Annotated in this window: 14 protein-coding genes and 1 pseudogene; 7 read left to right on the top strand and 8 right to left on the bottom strand. The window is 71.0% G+C overall.

Annotated elements, in window-relative coordinates:
* Window positions 1–106: 106 nt before the first annotated feature.
* A pseudogene (locus ABZT12_RS21290) lies at window positions 107–1,432 on the bottom strand (MFS transporter); the annotation flags it as partial.
* A gap of 70 nt (window positions 1,433–1,502) precedes the next feature.
* On the opposite strand from ABZT12_RS21290, the gene ABZT12_RS21285 reads away from it, so the two are divergent.
* The gene (locus ABZT12_RS21285) at window positions 1,503–2,198 is read left to right on the top strand and encodes a FadR/GntR family transcriptional regulator (RefSeq protein ID WP_356386601.1); all 696 of its coding nucleotides are present in this window, start codon (window positions 1,503–1,505) and stop codon (window positions 2,196–2,198) included.
* Here the strand turns inward: ABZT12_RS21285 and ABZT12_RS21280 are convergent.
* From ABZT12_RS21280 to fabG, 3 genes are all read right to left on the bottom strand, one after another.
* Entirely contained in the window at window positions 2,173–2,529 is a 357-nt protein-coding gene (locus ABZT12_RS21280) for a hypothetical protein (protein WP_356386599.1), read from the bottom strand. The genes ABZT12_RS21285 and ABZT12_RS21280 overlap by 26 nt on opposite strands.
* A 194-nt stretch (window positions 2,530–2,723) precedes the next feature.
* On the bottom strand, window positions 2,724–3,491 hold the full coding sequence (gene fabI, locus ABZT12_RS21275; protein ID WP_356386596.1) for an enoyl-ACP reductase FabI: 768 nt from the start codon (window positions 3,489–3,491) through the stop codon (window positions 2,724–2,726).
* A 4-nt stretch (window positions 3,492–3,495) separates the two neighbouring features.
* A complete protein-coding gene (fabG, locus tag ABZT12_RS21270; RefSeq protein ID WP_356386594.1) occupies window positions 3,496–4,215 on the bottom strand; it encodes a 3-oxoacyl-[acyl-carrier-protein] reductase in 720 nt (239 codons plus the stop codon).
* 239 nt (window positions 4,216–4,454) lie between these two features.
* Here fabG and ABZT12_RS21265 point away from each other — a divergent pair, with 239 nt between their 5' ends.
* Genes ABZT12_RS21265 through tyrS form a run of 3 tightly spaced genes read left to right on the top strand, consistent with a single transcriptional unit; the run spans window position 4,455 to window position 8,712 of the window.
* A complete protein-coding gene (locus ABZT12_RS21265) occupies window positions 4,455–6,011 on the top strand; it encodes a TldD/PmbA family protein (RefSeq protein WP_356386591.1) in 1,557 nt (518 codons plus the stop codon).
* Entirely contained in the window at window positions 6,008–7,399 is a 1,392-nt protein-coding gene (locus ABZT12_RS21260) for a metallopeptidase TldD-related protein (protein ID WP_356386588.1), read from the top strand. The genes ABZT12_RS21265 and ABZT12_RS21260 overlap by 4 nt, the downstream gene beginning before the upstream one ends.
* A gap of 44 nt (window positions 7,400–7,443) precedes the next feature.
* Window positions 7,444–8,712: a tyrosine--tRNA ligase gene (tyrS, locus tag ABZT12_RS21255; RefSeq protein WP_356386585.1), complete on the top strand. Its 1,269-nt coding sequence runs from the start codon at window positions 7,444–7,446 to the stop codon at window positions 8,710–8,712.
* 72 nt (window positions 8,713–8,784) lie between these two features.
* Here tyrS and ABZT12_RS21250 read toward each other — a convergent pair whose 3' ends face one another.
* Window positions 8,785–9,069 (bottom strand): GlsB/YeaQ/YmgE family stress response membrane protein, encoded by a 285-nt coding sequence (locus ABZT12_RS21250; protein WP_356386582.1) that lies wholly within the window; start codon window positions 9,067–9,069, stop codon window positions 8,785–8,787.
* A gap of 243 nt (window positions 9,070–9,312) precedes the next feature.
* Between ABZT12_RS21250 and ABZT12_RS21245 the strand changes: the two genes are divergently transcribed.
* Both ABZT12_RS21245 and ABZT12_RS21240 read left to right on the top strand, forming a co-directional pair.
* Entirely contained in the window at window positions 9,313–9,714 is a 402-nt protein-coding gene (locus ABZT12_RS21245; protein WP_356386580.1) for a DUF3099 domain-containing protein, read from the top strand.
* Between the two features lie 214 nt (window positions 9,715–9,928).
* Complete coding sequence (locus tag ABZT12_RS21240) at window positions 9,929–10,153, top strand: hypothetical protein (protein ID WP_356386577.1); 225 nt, start codon at window positions 9,929–9,931, stop codon at window positions 10,151–10,153.
* Here ABZT12_RS21240 and moaA read toward each other — a convergent pair.
* The 3 genes from moaA to ABZT12_RS21225 form a co-directional block, all read right to left on the bottom strand.
* Window positions 10,150–11,139: a GTP 3',8-cyclase MoaA gene (gene moaA / locus ABZT12_RS21235; RefSeq protein ID WP_356386573.1), complete on the bottom strand. Its 990-nt coding sequence runs from the start codon at window positions 11,137–11,139 to the stop codon at window positions 10,150–10,152. The genes ABZT12_RS21240 and moaA overlap by 4 nt on opposite strands.
* A gap of 147 nt (window positions 11,140–11,286) precedes the next feature.
* Window positions 11,287–12,906, bottom strand: coding sequence for a cation acetate symporter (locus ABZT12_RS21230; RefSeq protein ID WP_356386570.1), 1,620 nt, complete (start codon window positions 12,904–12,906; stop codon window positions 11,287–11,289).
* Window positions 12,903–13,259, bottom strand: a complete 357-nt coding sequence (locus ABZT12_RS21225) for a DUF485 domain-containing protein (protein ID WP_356386567.1) — start codon at window positions 13,257–13,259, stop codon at window positions 12,903–12,905. Before ABZT12_RS21225 ends, ABZT12_RS21230 begins: the two co-directional genes overlap by 4 nt.
* Before the next feature lie 348 nt (window positions 13,260–13,607).
* Between ABZT12_RS21225 and ABZT12_RS21220 the strand changes: the two genes are divergently transcribed.
* Window positions 13,608–15,146, top strand: a complete 1,539-nt coding sequence (locus tag ABZT12_RS21220) for a S8 family serine peptidase (RefSeq protein WP_356386565.1) — start codon at window positions 13,608–13,610, stop codon at window positions 15,144–15,146.
* The last annotated feature ends 154 nt before the right edge of the window (window positions 15,147–15,300 follow it).

Raw genomic sequence — 15,300 nt, 5'->3', positions numbered from 1 at the left:
CGCACCCTTCGTCCGGTCCGGACGGCCCGGGGTACGGGCGCGGCGAGGCGGTGTGCGGCGGGCACGGGTGCGGGAGTGCGGCGGGGCAGGGGGCGGGGCGGGGCCAGCGGGCCGCCTCGTCCTCCACGGTGCGGTCGCGGCCGGCGAGGACACCCATGGCCATCTGCGGGATCATGAGCCCGGCCATGAGCGCGATCGGCAGTCCCCAGCCGCCGCTGTGCTGGTAGAGCACGCCCACCAGGAGCGGCCCGGGGATCGAGATCAGATAGCCGGTGCTCTGCGCGAAGGCCGACAGCTGGGTGACGCCCGCGCCGGTCCTGGCCCGCATGCCGACCATCGTCAGGGCGAGCGGGAAGGCGCAGTTGGAGACGCCGAGCAGCAGCGCCCAGGCCCAGGCGCCGCCGGCCGGGGCGACGTACAGGCCCGCGTAGCCGGCGAGACCGCAGACGCCGAGGGCGATGACGATCGGGCCCTGCCGCGGCAGGCGGGTGGCCACGCGCGGTATGACGAAGGCGAGCGGAACGCCCATCACCATGGTGACGGCCAGGAGCACTCCCGCGGTGCCCGCGGAGACGCCCGCGTCCCGGAAGATCTGTGGCATCCAGCCCATCGTGATGTACGCGGCGGTGGCCTGGAGCCCGAAGAAGACGGCGAGCGCCCAGGCCGTACGGCTCCGGGTGACGCGCAGCGGAGGGGCGTGCTCCACGCGCGCGGGTTCGCGCCCGGGGACCGCCGTCCGTCCGGCTGCCAAGGGGGCGGCGGCCGGGCCCCGGTGCCGTAGGAGCGGGAGCCACGGCAGGACGGCGACCGCGGCGAGGGCCGCCCACACGGCGAGTCCCAGCTGCCAGCCGCCGCCCAGCGCCCTGGTCATGGGCACGGTGACCGCGGCCGCGGCGGAGGTGCCCAGGGCGAGGGCCATCGAGTAGAGGCCGGTCATGGAGCCGACCCGGTCGGGGAACCAGCGCTTGACGATCACCGGCATCAGCACGTTGCTGACCGCGATGCCCATCAGGGCGAGCGCGCTGCCCGCCAGGAACCCGGCCGCGCCGCCGACGTACGGGCGGACGAGCAGGCCCGCGGTGATGGCGGCCATGCCCGCGCAGACCACCGCGCTCGGGCCGAAGCGGCGGGCCAGCCGGGGGGCCATGACGCCGAAGACGGCGAAGCAGAGCGGGGGCACGGAGGTGAGCAGTCCGGCGACGCTGCCGCTCATGCCGAGCCCGTCGCGGACCTCTTCGAGGAGGGCGCCCAGGCTGGTGATGGCGGGGCGGAGGTTCAGGGCGGAGAGCACGATGCCGATGACCACCAGCCGCGTCGTCCACGCGCGTGTGGCTCCTCCCGTGTCCGTCTTCGGGGGGTCGCCCGCGGCCGTACCGCGCGTGGTCGTGGACCGCGCGGTCCGGGTCTCCTCGCTCACCATGGAACCCATCATAGAATCATGGGATGATTGGTTGTCCATCCCCGTGCATCCCGCTCCCGCCCGGCCCGTGCGAAGGTGTGCCATGCCCCTGAGCCACCCCCGTCGATCGGCGCTCTCCGAGCAGGTCATCGCCGCGCTGCGGAACCAGATCGCCTCGGGCGAGTGGCCCGTCGGCTCGCGGATCCCGACCGAGCCCGAGCTGGTCGAGCAGCTGGGAGTCGCCCGCAACACGGTCCGCGAGGCCGTCCGCGCGCTCGCGCACAACGGGCTGCTGGACATCCGCCAGGGCTCCGGGACGTACGTCGTGGCCACCAGCGAGCTGGCCGGGGTGATGCACCGGCGGTTCGCGGCCGCCGACCCGCGGCACATCGCCGAGCTGCGCTCCACGCTGGAGTCGGCGGCGGCGAGACTGGCCGCCGAGCGGCGCACCGAGAAGGACCTCAAACAGCTGGACGCGCTGCTCGTACGGCGTGAGGAAGTCTGGGCGTCGGGCGACCCGGAGGCGTTCGTCGCGGCCGACGCGACCTTCCACCTGGCGGTGGTGGCCGCCTCCCACAACGACGTCATGACGGCGATGTACGCGGACCTGGGCGAGGTGCTGCGGGACTGGCTGCGCATGGACGTCGGCGAGGCGCTGACCCCGGAGACGTACATGGACCACGCGCGGCTCGTGGACGCGATCCGCGCGGGGGACGCCGAGACGGCCGCCGCGGAGGCCGCGGGCTATCCGTTCCTGTGCCGTCCGGGACGGCTCAGCCGGCCCCCTTCTGGTGGCTGACCCACACCGAGCGCACTTCCTTCCAGCAGCGCCCGGTCAACCGTACGGTCTGCGCCGGCCCGACGTCGGTCCCGGAGCCGTCGCTGTCGAGGTCCCACCAGCGGTCGCACTCCATGTGCAGGGCGACGCGGTCGGTCTGGGGGTAGGGGTTGTGGCAGTAGGCGGTGACGTACGAGCCGTTGACGGCGGTGCGGCACTCGGCGCCGAACAACTCGGGCGCGGCAGCGGGTTTGCGGGCCGCCACGCGCGCGTGCGGCAATGCTTCGCGCCCCACGAAGATCACGAGGGCGACGGCGACGAGGGCTGAGGCCACGCTGCGGGACAGACGCACAAGGGAAACCTCCTCGGCGCCGCTGGGGAGGACATCACGCGGGGGACGCGTACTCCACAGTGCCCCCCGGTCCCCCGCCCCCGCCCGGCCGGCGAGGCCGAACGGGTGATGTGCCGGCCGCCACGGACACGCCGAGGGCCCGCATCCCCGGAGGGTGCGGGCCCTGGTGCGCGGGCCGGGGAACGGCGCCGGTGCTAAGCGCCGATGGCGTGCAGGCCGCCGTCCACGTGGACGATCTCGCCCGTGGTCTTCGGGAACCAGTCGCTCAGCAGGGCGACGACGCCCTTGCCGGCCGGCTCGGGGTCCTTGAGGTCCCACTCCAGCGGGGCGCGGTTGTCCCAGACGGCGGCCAGCTCGCTGAAGCCCGGGATGGACTTGGCGGCCATCGAACCGATCGGGCCCGCCGAGATGAGGTTGCAGCGGATGTTCTGCTTGCCCAGGTCGCGGGCGAGGTAGCGGCTGGTGGCCTCCAGGGCGGCCTTGGCCGGGCCCATCCAGTCGTACTGCGGCCACGCGAAGGACGCGTCGAAGGTGAGGCCGACGACGGAGCCGCCGTTCTGCATCAGCGGCAGGCAGGCCATGGTCAGCGACTTCAGGGAGTACGCCGAGACGTGCATCGCGGTGGCGACCGACTCGAACGGCGTGTTGAGGAAGTTGCCGCCGAGCGCGTCCTGCGGCGCGAAGCCGATGGAGTGGACGACACCGTCCAGGCCGCCCAGCTCCTCGCCGACGATGTCGGCGAGCCGCCCGAGGTGCTCGTCGTTGGTCACGTCGAGCTCGATCACCTTGGTGGGCTTGGGCAGCTTCTTGGCGATGCGCTCGGTCAGGGTGGGGCGCGGGAACGCGGTCAGGATGATCTCCGCGCCCTGTTCCTGGGCCTGCTTGGCGGTGTGGAAGGCGATGGAGGACTCCATCAGCACTCCGGTGATCAGGACGCGCTTGCCCTCAAGGATTCCGCTCATGTGTTCAGTGACCCATTCCCAGTCCGCCGTCAACGGGAATGACGGCTCCAGTGATGTACGAGGCGTCGTCCGAGGCGAGGAACCGCACCGTCGCGGCGATCTCCTCCGGACGCGCGTAACGGCCGAGCGGCACCTGGGACACGATCTTCTCGCGCTGCTCGTCGTTGAGCGCCTTAGTCATGTCGGTGTCGACGAAGCCGGGGGCGACGACGTTGAAGGTGATGTTGCGCGAGCCCAGCTCACGGGCGAGGGAGCGCGCGAAGCCGACGAGAGCGGCCTTGGAGGCGGCGTAGTTCGCCTGCCCCGCGGAGCCGAGCAGCCCGACGACCGACGAGATGAGGACGACGCGGCCCTTCTTGGCGCGCAGCATGCCGCGGTTGGCGCGCTTGACGACCCGGAAGGTGCCGGTGAGGTTGGTGTCGATGACCGAGGTGAAGTCCTCCTCGGTCATGCGCATCAGGAGCTGGTCCCGGGTGACGCCCGCGTTGGCGATGAGGATCTCGACCGGTCCGTGCTCCGCCTCGATCTCCTTGTAGGCCTGCTCCACCTGTTCGGGGTCGGTGATGTCGCACTTGACGGCCAGGCAACCCAGCCCCGTCAGGGCGGCCGGCGGCTCGCCCGTACGGTACGTGACGGCGACCTTGTCGCCGGCGTCGGCGAATGCGTGGGCGATGGCGAGGCCGATGCCCCGGTTGCCTCCGGTGACGAGAACCGAGCGGCTCAACGGATCACCCTTTCGATAGCGGTCTGACAGGCCTGCCCGAACACCCCGTTGACAGGCGGCTTCCTCGAAAACCTATCGGTCCGCAACCGCCGGACGACAATCGGGCACCGACAGTGGCGCACGGGCCGCACTGTCGGGTCCCTACAGAAAGTGCCGACCCCAGCCGGAAACGTGTGGTCCCCCGGCCCGTCGGCGCGACATGATCGGACCCGACAGGCCACGACAGCAGGGAGACCTCCGTGCCCCATTCCATCGACGAAGCCTTCACGGCGCTTCCGCTACGGGCTCTCGCCGACGCCGCCCTGGCACGCGCGCGTGCGCTCGGGGCCCAGCACGCCGACTTCCGGTTCGAGCGGGTGCGCAGTGCTTCCTGGCGGCTGCGGGACGCCAAGCCGGCCGGCTCGTCGGACACCACCGACCTCGGGTACGCGGTGCGGGTCGTGCACGGCGGCACCTGGGGGTTCGCCTCGGGGGTGGACCTGAGCCTGGACGCCGCCGCCAAGGTCGCCTCCCAGGCGGTCGCGATGGCGAAGCTGTCCGCCCAGGTCATCAAAGCCGCCGGGGCGGGCGCGGGGCCGGATGCCACGCCTCTGGGGCAGTGGGGGAGGGTGGAGCTGGCCGACGAGCCGGTGCACGAGGAGCGGACGTGGATCTCGTCGTACGAGATCGATCCGTTCGGCGTGCCCGACGAGGAGAAGGCGGAGCTGCTGGCGGATTGGAGCGCGCGGCTGCTGGCGGCCGACGGGGTCGATCACGTGGACGCCTCACTGCTGACCGTCCACGAGAACAAGTTCTACGCCGACACCGCGGGCACGGTGACCACCCAGCAGCGGATCCGGCTGCACCCGGCGCTGACCGCCGTGTCGGTCGACGAGTCGAGCGGCGAGTTCGACTCGATGCGCACCCTCGCGCCGCCCGTCGGACGCGGCTGGGAGTACCTCACCGGCACCGGCTGGGACTGGGACGGGGAACTCGCCCGGATCCCCGAGCTGCTCGCCGAGAAGATGCGCGCGCCGAGCGTCGAGGCGGGCCTGTACGACCTGGTCGTCGACCCGTCCAACCTCTGGCTGACCATCCACGAGTCGATCGGCCACGCCACCGAACTGGACCGCGCCCTCGGCTACGAGGCGGCCTACGCCGGCACCTCCTTCGCCACCTTCGACAAGCTCGGCAAGCTCAAGTACGGCTCGGAGCTGATGAACGTCACCGGCGACCGCACCGCCGAACACGGCCTGGCGACCATCGGCTACGACGACGAGGGCGTCGAGGGCCAGTCCTGGGACCTGGTCAAGGACGGCACCCTCGTCGGCTACCAGCTCGACCGCCGCATCGCGAAGCTCACCGGCTTCGACCGCTCCAACGGCTGCGCCTACGCCGACTCCCCCGCCCATGTGCCCGTCCAGCGCATGGCCAACGTCTCGCTCCGGCCGGACCCGGCCGGAATGTCGACGGAGGACCTGATCGGAGGCGTCGAGCGGGGCATCTACGTCGTCGGCGACCGGTCGTGGTCGATCGACATGCAGCGCTACAACTTCCAGTTCACCGGCCAGCGCTTCTTCAGGATCGAGAACGGGCGGATCACCGGGCAGCTGCGGGACGTCGCCTACCAGGCGACGACGACCGACTTCTGGGGCTCCATGGCGGCCGTCGGCGGCCCGCAGACGTATGTCCTGGGTGGTGCCTTCAACTGCGGCAAGGCGCAGCCGGGTCAGGTCGCCGCGGTGTCGCACGGCTGCCCCTCGGCCCTCTTCAAGAGCGTCAACATCCTCAACACCACCCAGGAGGCCGGTCGATGAGTCCTCGTACGAACAAGCCGCACGAGATCGTCGAGCGCGCCCTCGGGCTGTCCCGGGCCGACGGGTGTGTGGTCATCGCCGACGAGCAGTCGACCGCCAACCTGCGCTGGGCCGGCAACGCGCTGACGACGAACGGCGTCACGCGCGGACGTACGCTCACCGTCATCGCGACCGTGGACGGCAAGAAGGGCACCGCGTCCGGAGTCGTCTCGCGCTCCGCGGTGACAGCGGAGGAGGTGGAGTCGCTGGTGCGGGCCGCCGAGGACGCCGCCCGGGCGGCCGGTCCGGCCGAGGACGCCCAGCCGCTCGTCACGGGGGTGCCGCAGTCGCCCGACTTCACGGACGGGCCGGCCGAGACGTCGTCCACCGTGTTCGCGGACTTCGCGCCGGCCCTGGGCGAGTCCTTCGCGCGCGCGCGTGCGGGCGGCCGGGAGCTGTACGGCTTCGCCAACCACGAGCTGGTGTCGAGCTACCTGGGGACGTCGACGGGGCTGCGCCTGCGGCACGACCAGCCCAACGGCACGCTGGAGCTGAACGCCAAGTCCCCGGACCGTACGCGCTCGGCGTGGGCTGGCCGGTCGACCCGGGACTTCACGGACGTGGACCCGGCGGCGCTCGACGCGGAGCTGGCCGTACGGCTGGGCTGGGCCGAGCGGCGGGTGGAGCTGGCCGCGGGCCGGTACGAGACCCTGCTGCCGCCGACCGCGGTGGCTGACCTGCTGATCTACCAGATGTGGTCGGCGTCGGGCCGGGACGCGGTCGAGGGCCGGACGGTGTTCTCCAAGCCGGGCGGGACGCGGGTGGGCGAGAAGCTCACCGACCTCCCGCTGACGCTGCGCAGCGACCCGGACGAGCCGGGTCTGGAGTCCGCGCCGTTCCTCCTCGCGCACTCCTCCGGGGGCGACCAGTCGGTGTTCGACAACGGGCTGCCGCTGACCGCCACCGACTGGGTGCGCGAGGGCGAGCTCGCCCGGCTGACGACCAGCCGGCACAGCGCGGGGCTGACCGGGCTGCCCGTCGCCCCGGCGATCGACAACCTGATCCTCAGCGGGGGCGGCGAGCGGTCGCTGGAGGAGATGGTCGCGGGGACCTCGCGCGGGCTGCTGCTGACCTGCCTGTGGTACATCCGCGAGGTCGACCCGGCGACGCTCCTGCTGACCGGCCTCACCCGGGACGGCGTCTACCTGGTGGAGGACGGAGAGGTGGTCGGCGAGGTGAACAACTTCCGGTTCAACGAGTCGCCGGTGGACCTGCTGGGGCGGGCGACCGAGGCCGGACGGACCGAGAAGACGCTGCCGAGGGAGTGGAGCGACTGGTTCACCAGGACCGCCATGCCCGCGCTCCGCGTCCCCGATTTCAATATGAGCTCTGTCAGCCAGGGCGTATAACCTCGTACCTGATTCACGAGACCACTCAAGGAGATACGAGAACCGTGACGGACATCGTCGACGAGCTGAAGTGGCGGGGCCTGTTCGCCCAGTCCACCGACGAAGATGCTTTGCGCAAGGCGCTCGCGGACGGTCCCCTCACGTTCTATTGCGGCTTCGACCCCACCGCGGCCAGTCTGCACGTGGGGCACCTGGTGCAGGTCCTCACCATGCGCCGGCTCCAGTTGGCGGGGCTGCGCCCGCTGGCCCTGGTGGGCGGCGCGACGGGACAGATCGGCGACCCGCGTCCGACGGCCGAGCGGACGCTGAACGACCCGCGGACGGTCGCCGACTGGGTCGCCCGGCTGCGTGCCCAGATCGAGCCGTTCCTCTCCTTCGAGGGCGAGAACGCCGCGGTGATGGTGAACAACCTGGACTGGACGGCGGGTCTCTCCGCCATCGAGTTCCTGCGGGACATCGGCAAGCACTTCCGCGTCAACAAGATGCTCACGAAGGACTCGGTCGCCCGCCGTCTGGAGTCCCAAGAGGGCATCAGCTACACGGAGTTCAGCTACCAGCTGCTCCAGGGCATGGACTTCCTGGAGCTGTACCGCCGCCACGGCTGCACCCTCCAGCAGGGCGGCAGCGACCAGTGGGGCAACCTCACGGCGGGCCTGGACCTGATCCACCGGCTGGAGCCCGACGCCCAGGTGCACTGCATCGCGACGCCGCTGATGGTCAAGGCGGACGGCACCAAGTTCGGCAAGACCGAGGGCGGGGCGATCTGGCTCGACCCCGAGATGACGACGCCGTACGCGTTCTACCAGTTCTGGCTGAACGTGGACGACCGGGACATCTCGACGTACATGCGGATCCTGTCCTTCAAGTCCCCCGCGGAACTTGAGGAGTTGGAGCGGCAGACCGAGGAGCGTCCGCAGGCCCGGGCCGCGCAGCGCGCGCTCGCCGAGGAGCTGACGACGCTGGTGCACGGCGCGGACCAGACGGCCGCCGTGATCGCCGCGTCCAAGGCCCTGTTCGGGCAGGGCGAGTTGGCGGAGCTGGACGAGCGGACGCTGGCCGCGGCGCTCTCCGAGGTGCCGCATGTGCGGGTCGCCGAGGCCGGTCCCGTCGTCGATCTCTTCGCCGAAGTGGGGCTGGTGGCGAGCAAGTCGGCCGCGCGCCGCACGGTGAAGGAGGGCGGCGCCTACGTGAACAACGTCAAGGTCGCCGCGGAGGACGCGGTCCCCGCCGCCGAGGATCTGCTGCACGGGCGCTGGCTGGTGCTGCGCCGGGGCAAGAAGAACCTCGCGGCGGTCGAGGTCACCGGCGCCTGAGCACGGGCCGCGGGGGGCGCCTTCCCGAGTGGGCGGGCGCCCCCTTCGTCGTACCGGCGGGCGGGAGCGCGCTCAGGCTCGCTCACGGTGTTTGTTCTTGCCGATCGTCGCCATGTACACCATGTCGCCCAGGGCGACGATGACGATCGCGGCGACCAGCTGGAAGATGTGCCGGGTCCAGTCGATGCCGCTGGTGGCGGCGACCCCGGCGGCGCGGGCGATCGCGTTTCCCACGATGGCGCCCAGGATGCCGCAAATGGTGGTCAGCCAGAGCGGGCTGTGCTGCTTGCCCGGGATGATCGCCTTCGCGATCAGGCCCAGCACGAATCCCACGATGATGGCCCACAACCAGCCCATGACTGCCTCCTCGTCCGGCTCAGGTGAGCTTTGCGCCCAGTCTCGGCCCGGCCCCCGTACGGCGCATGTCGGGTACGGCCGTACGTGCGGGGGCGCAGACCGGTCGCCCGGGCCGGGAGTGCCCCACTCTCGAAGGCGGCGCAGGCGCGGCGTAACGTGGAGTGTCCTGGGGTCCGGTTCCCGGACGACGTGCGGAACGGGGGGGCGGGCCCAAGAGAGTCCGATGCGGGTGGATGGTGGAATGTGACTCGGAAGCTGCGCGGTGGCGGCAAGGCCCAGGTGTTCCGGATCACCGGTGCCCGGACCGGTCTCGCCGAGGACGTGCGCGGACGGCAGCGCCGGTATGTCATCTCGATGTCGGTGCGCACGGTGTCGGTGATCCTGGCCGCCTCGCTCTGGAACGTCGAACGCCACGTCGCGATCGTCGCCCTCGCGCTGGGGATACTCCTCCCCTACGTCGCCGTGGTGATCGCCAACGCCGGGCGGGAGAACACGCCGGGGCTTCCGTCCACGTTCGTGACCGCTCCGCTGCCTCCGATGATCGCGCCGCCGCGGACGAACGACGGCTCCCCGGAGCCCGTTCCGGAAGAGGTCGTGCCCGAGCCGACGCCGGGCGCACGACGCGGGCCGGGGGACCTGTCCTGAGCCCCGCGGACGCCTCGCGACCGGTTGCCCGACCGCGCACCAAGCTCAAGAAAAGCTCAGATCAATCATGTTGTTCCGGTGCCGGGCGACCGGTTACCCGTGACATACTTCGTACGCGCTCCGCATCCCCCGTCGGAGCGACAGACCGACGCCGGGCAGCTCCCCCCGTGGCTGCTCGGCGTCGCCTTTCTCAGCGCATCTGTGAGACGAACCAGTGAGTGACGAGACGCCGATCTGCTCCGCCAAGGGCTGCCGTGCCGACGCGCTCTGGGTCCTCGCGTGGAACAACCCGAAGGTGCACACCCCGGAGCGCCGCAAGACCTGGCTGGCGTGCGAGGAGCACCGCGAGCACCTCTCCCAGTTCCTCGGTGTACGGGGGTTTTTGAAGGACGTTGTCACGTTCGAGGAGTGGGACACCTCCGAGGGCACGCGCCCCTAGCCCCCGATCGACGACATGGGGCGGTCCGGCTGGTGGAACGACGGGTCGTCCAGCCCTGACCCGGCCTTCTTGCCCCACATCGCCAGACGCCAGACACGGATGATCTCCTCGTCGGGAGCGTCGGAGCGCAGCGCGGCGCGCAGGTCGGTCTCCTCGGAGGCGAACAGGCAGTTGCGTATCTGGCCGTCGGCGGTGAGGCGGGTGCGGTCGCAGGCCGCGCAGAACGGGCGGGTGACCGAGGCGATGACGCCGACGCGGTGCGGTCCGCCGTCCACCACCCAGCGCTCGGCCGGTGCCGAGCCGCGCTGCCGCGAGGTCTCGGGGGTCAGCTCGAAGCGGGTGCGGAGCGAGGCGAGGATGTCGCCCGCGGTGACCATGCCGTCGCGCTTCCAGCCGTGCTGGGCGTCCAGGGGCATCTGCTCGATGAAGCGCAGTTCGTAGCCGTGCTCGACGGCCCAGGCCAAGAGGTCGGGGGCCTCGTCGTCGTTGAGCCCCGGCATCAGGACCGTGTTGACCTTGACCGGGGTGAGGCCGACGTCGTGGGCGGCGCGGAGGCCGTTGAGGACGTCGTGGTGGCGGTCGCGGCGGGTGAGGGTCTTGAAGACGTCCGGCCGCAGGGTGTCCAGGGAGACGTTGACCCGGTCCAGGCCCGCCGCCTTGAGGGCGGCCGCCGTACGTCCGAGGCCGATGCCGTTCGTCGTCAGGGACATCCGGGGACGGGGTGTCAGGGCCGCGACCCGCTCGACGATGCCGACCAGACCGGGGCGCAGCAGGGGCTCGCCGCCGGTGAACCGGACCTCCTCGATGCCGAGTGAGGTGACGGCGATGCCGATCAGGCGGACGATCTCGTCGTCGGTGAGCAGCTCGGGCTTGGCCAGCCACCGCAGGCCTTCCTCGGGCATGCAGTACGTGCACCGGAGGTTGCACCGGTCGGTGAGCGAGACTCTCAGGTCGGTGGCCACCCGGCCGTAGGTGTCGATGAGCACGTGGGTCCCCTCCCTCACTGGTGTCGCGGTTTTTCGACTACTTGTGAGCCTACGCGACAGCACTGACAGTGAGAGCGGCCCGATCCCACGAGGTACGGTCCGGCCGCGTCGTAGGGAGCTACGACGCGGCCCTCCGCGAGGGGTCCCTCAGTGGGCTCCGGTGCCGGTCAGGGAGCGCACCTCCAGCTCCGCGTACTTGCCGGTGTCCGGCTCCTCCTTGGACAGGACCGTGCCGAGCCAGCCCAGCAGGAAACCGACCGGGATCGAGATGATGCCCGGGTTCTCCAGCGGGAACCAGTGGAAGTCGACGTCCGGGAACATCGAGGCGGGTCTGCCCGAGACGACCGGCGAGAACAGGACCAGGCCTACGGCGGTGACGAGACCGCCGTAGATCGACCACAGGGCTCCGCGGGTGGTGAAGCGTTTCCAGAAGAGGCTGTAGAGGATCGTCGGGAGGTTGGCGGAGGCGGCGACCGCGAAGGCCAGGGCGACCAGGCCGGCGACGTTCAGGTCGCGGGCGAGTGCGCCGAGGACGATGGAGACGGCGCCGATGCCGACGGTGGCGTACCGGGCCGCGGTGATCTCCTGCCGTTCGGTGGCGGTGCCCTTCTTGATGACGTTGGCGTAGATGTCGTGGGCGAACGAGGAGGACGAGGCGAGGGTCAGGCCCGCGACGACCGCGAGGATGGTGGCGAAGGCGACCGCCGAGATGGTGGCCAGCAGGACCGCTCCCCAGGTGGAGTCGACGCCTCCCAGGTGCAGGGCGAGGAGCGGGGCCGCGGTGTTGCCGGCCTTGTTGGAGGAGATGATCTCGTCCGGTTTGATCAGTGCGGCGGCGCCGAAACCGAGGGCCAGGGTCATCAGGTAGAAGGCGCCGATCAGGCCGATGGCCCAGATGACCGACTTGCGGGCGGCCTTGGCGGTGGGCACCGTGTAGAAGCGGATCAGGATGTGCGGCAGGCCGGCGGTGCCGAGGACCAGGGCGAGGCCGAGCGAGATGAAGTCCAGCTTGGTGGTGCCGGTGGCGCCGTACTTGAGGCCGGGTTCCAGGAAGGCGGAGCCCTTGCCGCTGTTGTCGGCGGCCTTGCCGAGCAGGTCGGAGACGTTGAAGTCGAACTTCAGCAGCACCAGGAAGGTCAGCAGCACGGCACCGGTTATGAGCAGCACGGCCTTGACCATCTGCACCCAGGTGGTGCCCTTCATGCCGCCGATGACCACGTACACGATCATCAACAGGCCGACCAGGGCGACGATGCCGACCTTCCCGGCGTCGCTGGTGATGCCCAGCAGGAGCGAGACCAGGACGCCGGCGCCGGCCATCTGGGCCAGCAGGTAGAAGATCGAGACCACGATGGTGGAGGTGCCGGCCGCCGTACGGACCGGGCGCTGGCGCATGCGGTAGGCGAGGACGTCGCCCATGGTGTAGCGGCCGGAGTTGCGCAGGGGCTCGGCGACCAGGAGGAGGGCGACCAGCCAGGCGACGAGGAAGCCGACCGAGTACAGGAAGCCGTCGTAGCCGAAGAGGGCGATCGCGCCCGCGATGCCGAGGAAGGACGCGGCGGACATGTAGTCGCCGGAGACGGCCAGCCCGTTCTGGAAGGCGGTGAACTGACGGCCGCCCGCGTAGAAGTCGACGGCGCTCCTGGTCTGGCGGCCCGCCCAGACGGTGATGACCAGGGTCGCGGCGACGAAGATCGCGAACAGGGTGATGATCAGCGGGCGGTGCTGGCTCGCCTCGCCGGTGGCCAGGGTGATCGCGGGGCTCATGCGCCGCCCTCCATCCGGGACTTGATGGCCTCGGCCCGGGGGTCGAGCTGTGCGGCGGCGCGGCGCGCGTACCACCAGGCGATGAGGAACGTGGTGAGGAACTGGGCGAGGCCCAGCACCAGCGCGATGTTGATGTTGCCGACGACCTTGGTGCCCATGAAGTCGTCCGCGTAGCTGGAGAGCAGGACGTACAGCAGGTACCAGACGATGAAGGCGATGGTGAGCGGGAAGGCGAAGGACCGGTGGGTCCGGCGCAGTTCGGCGAACTCCGCGCTCTGCTGGACCTGTTCGAACTCCTCGGTGCTGGGGAGTCGGCGTTCGGCTTTCGAGGGGGGTGGTGTCTCGGTGGCCACGGTGTCTCCTCGCGTCACGGACAGGCGGGTGCTGATCTCAGGGCTTGGCCCTTCCTGTCCAAGGGCACGGCGCCGGGCGTACGCCGGTTCAACTCCTTTGACTCCTTTCGGAACCGGTCTTTGGGAACTCATTGCTGGGGGATGGTTCCGGGAGATAGCTTCGGCCTGCACCACTCGTCATGTACCTGCCCGCATAGCACCGCGCATCGGGCGGTTCCGGGGTTCCGTCCCGGCGTCGTCGGCCCGCTCCGCACGGTCAAGTGGCCCGCGCCCGCCGGGAGTTCTCGCACGGCCCGCTCGTCCCGCTCGTCCCGCTCGTCCCGCGAACGAACTGGAGACACAGACACCATGACCGCGCCTCATCAGCGTCACCGCCGCGCCCTGGCGATCCCGCTCGGAATGGCCACGGCCACGGCCCTCGCGTTCCTGCCGAACGTCTCGGCCGCGGCCGCGCCGACGGCGGCCACCGTGGCCGCGTCGACGACCGCGGCCGACGGGACGGCGCTCAGTTATGTCGTCAACGTCCGCCCGGGGCACGGCACTTCGGCGTCCGTGCGGAAGGCGATCGGCAAGGCGGGCGGGTCGGTCGTCACCTCGTACGACCAGATCGGCGTGATCGTCGTCCACTCGTCGAACGCCGACTTCGCGCGGATCATCCGCAAGGTGCCCGGGGTGCAGTCGGCGGGCAACACGCGCAACGCGCCGCTGCCCGCCCAGTCGACGACCGACGTGGGTACGCCGAAGGTGCTCAGCGCCGCCGACGTGGCCGCGGCCGGCGCGCGGGCCAGTGCCGGGCAGGACCCCCTGGAGCCGCTCCAGTGGGACCTGCCCGCCATCAAGGCGGACAAGGCGCACGAGAAGACGCTCGGCAGCCGCAAGGTCACCGTCGCCGTGATCGACACCGGTGTCGACGACACCCACCCCGACATCGCGCCCAACTTCGATCGCGCCGCGTCCGCCAACTGCGTGACGGGCAAGGCGGACACGACCGACGGCTCCTGGCGGCCCAGCGCGGCGGAGAGCCCGCACGGCACGCATGTGGCGGGCGAGATCGCGGCCGCCAAGAACGGGGTCGGCGTCACCGGGGTCGCGCCGGGCGTGAAGGTGGCCGGCATCAAGGTGGCCACCACGGGGGGCTACTTCTACACGGAGGCCGTGGTGTGCGGCTTCATGTGGGCGGCGACGCACCACGTCGACGTGACCAACAACAGCTATTACACCGACCCCTGGTACTTCAACTGCGCGGACGACCCCGACCAGCGGGCCCTCGTGGACGCCATCACCCGGGCCTCGCGGTACGCGGAGAGCAAGGGCACGGTCAACGTCGCGGCGGCGGGCAACGAGAGCTACGACCTGGCGGCCGACTCGATCACCGACCCGGTGTCCCCGAACGACGGCACACCGTCGGACCGGGTCATCGACCCGTCCGAGTGCTTCGACATACCGACCCAGTTGCCGGGCGTCGTCACGGTCGCGGCGACCGGCGCGAAGGGCCTCAAGTCCTCGTTCTCCAACTACGGCCTCGGGGTCATCGACATCGCCGCGCCCGGCGGCGACTCCACGGCCTACCAGACTCCGGCGCCCCCGGCGACCAGCGGTCTGATCCTCGGCCCGCTGCCGGGCGGCAAGTGGGGGTACATGGCCGGTACGTCGATGGCGACCCCGCATGTCGTGGGGGTGGCCGCATTGATCAAGTCAACCCATCCCCACGCCTCGGCCGCCCTGGTCAAGGCCCTGCTGTACGCCGAGGCCGACGCCACGCCGTGCACGGACCCGTACGACATCAACGGCGACGGCAAGGTCGACGCGGTCTGCGAGGGGTCGAAGAACCGCAACGGCTTCTACGGCTGGGGCACGGCGGACGCGCTGGCGGCGGTGACCAAGTAGGAACGCGCGGGCCGCTTGAGAGCGGACCGGGCGGACCGGGCGGACGGACGGATCCGGGGGACCGAGTGGACGGTCGCCCGATCCGTCCGGCGTGTTCCGGTGCGCTCAGGTGGCGCATGATCCGGCGTGCCGGTGTCGACTGAACATTGATTCA

Origin of the sequence: Streptomyces sp. NPDC005423 (genome assembly GCF_040606415.1) — a bacterium.
Classification (GTDB): Bacteria; Actinomycetota; Actinomycetes; order Streptomycetales; family Streptomycetaceae; genus Streptomyces.
Note: the sequence above shows the minus strand (reverse complement) of the source record. Positions and strands in the feature narration are given on the sequence as shown.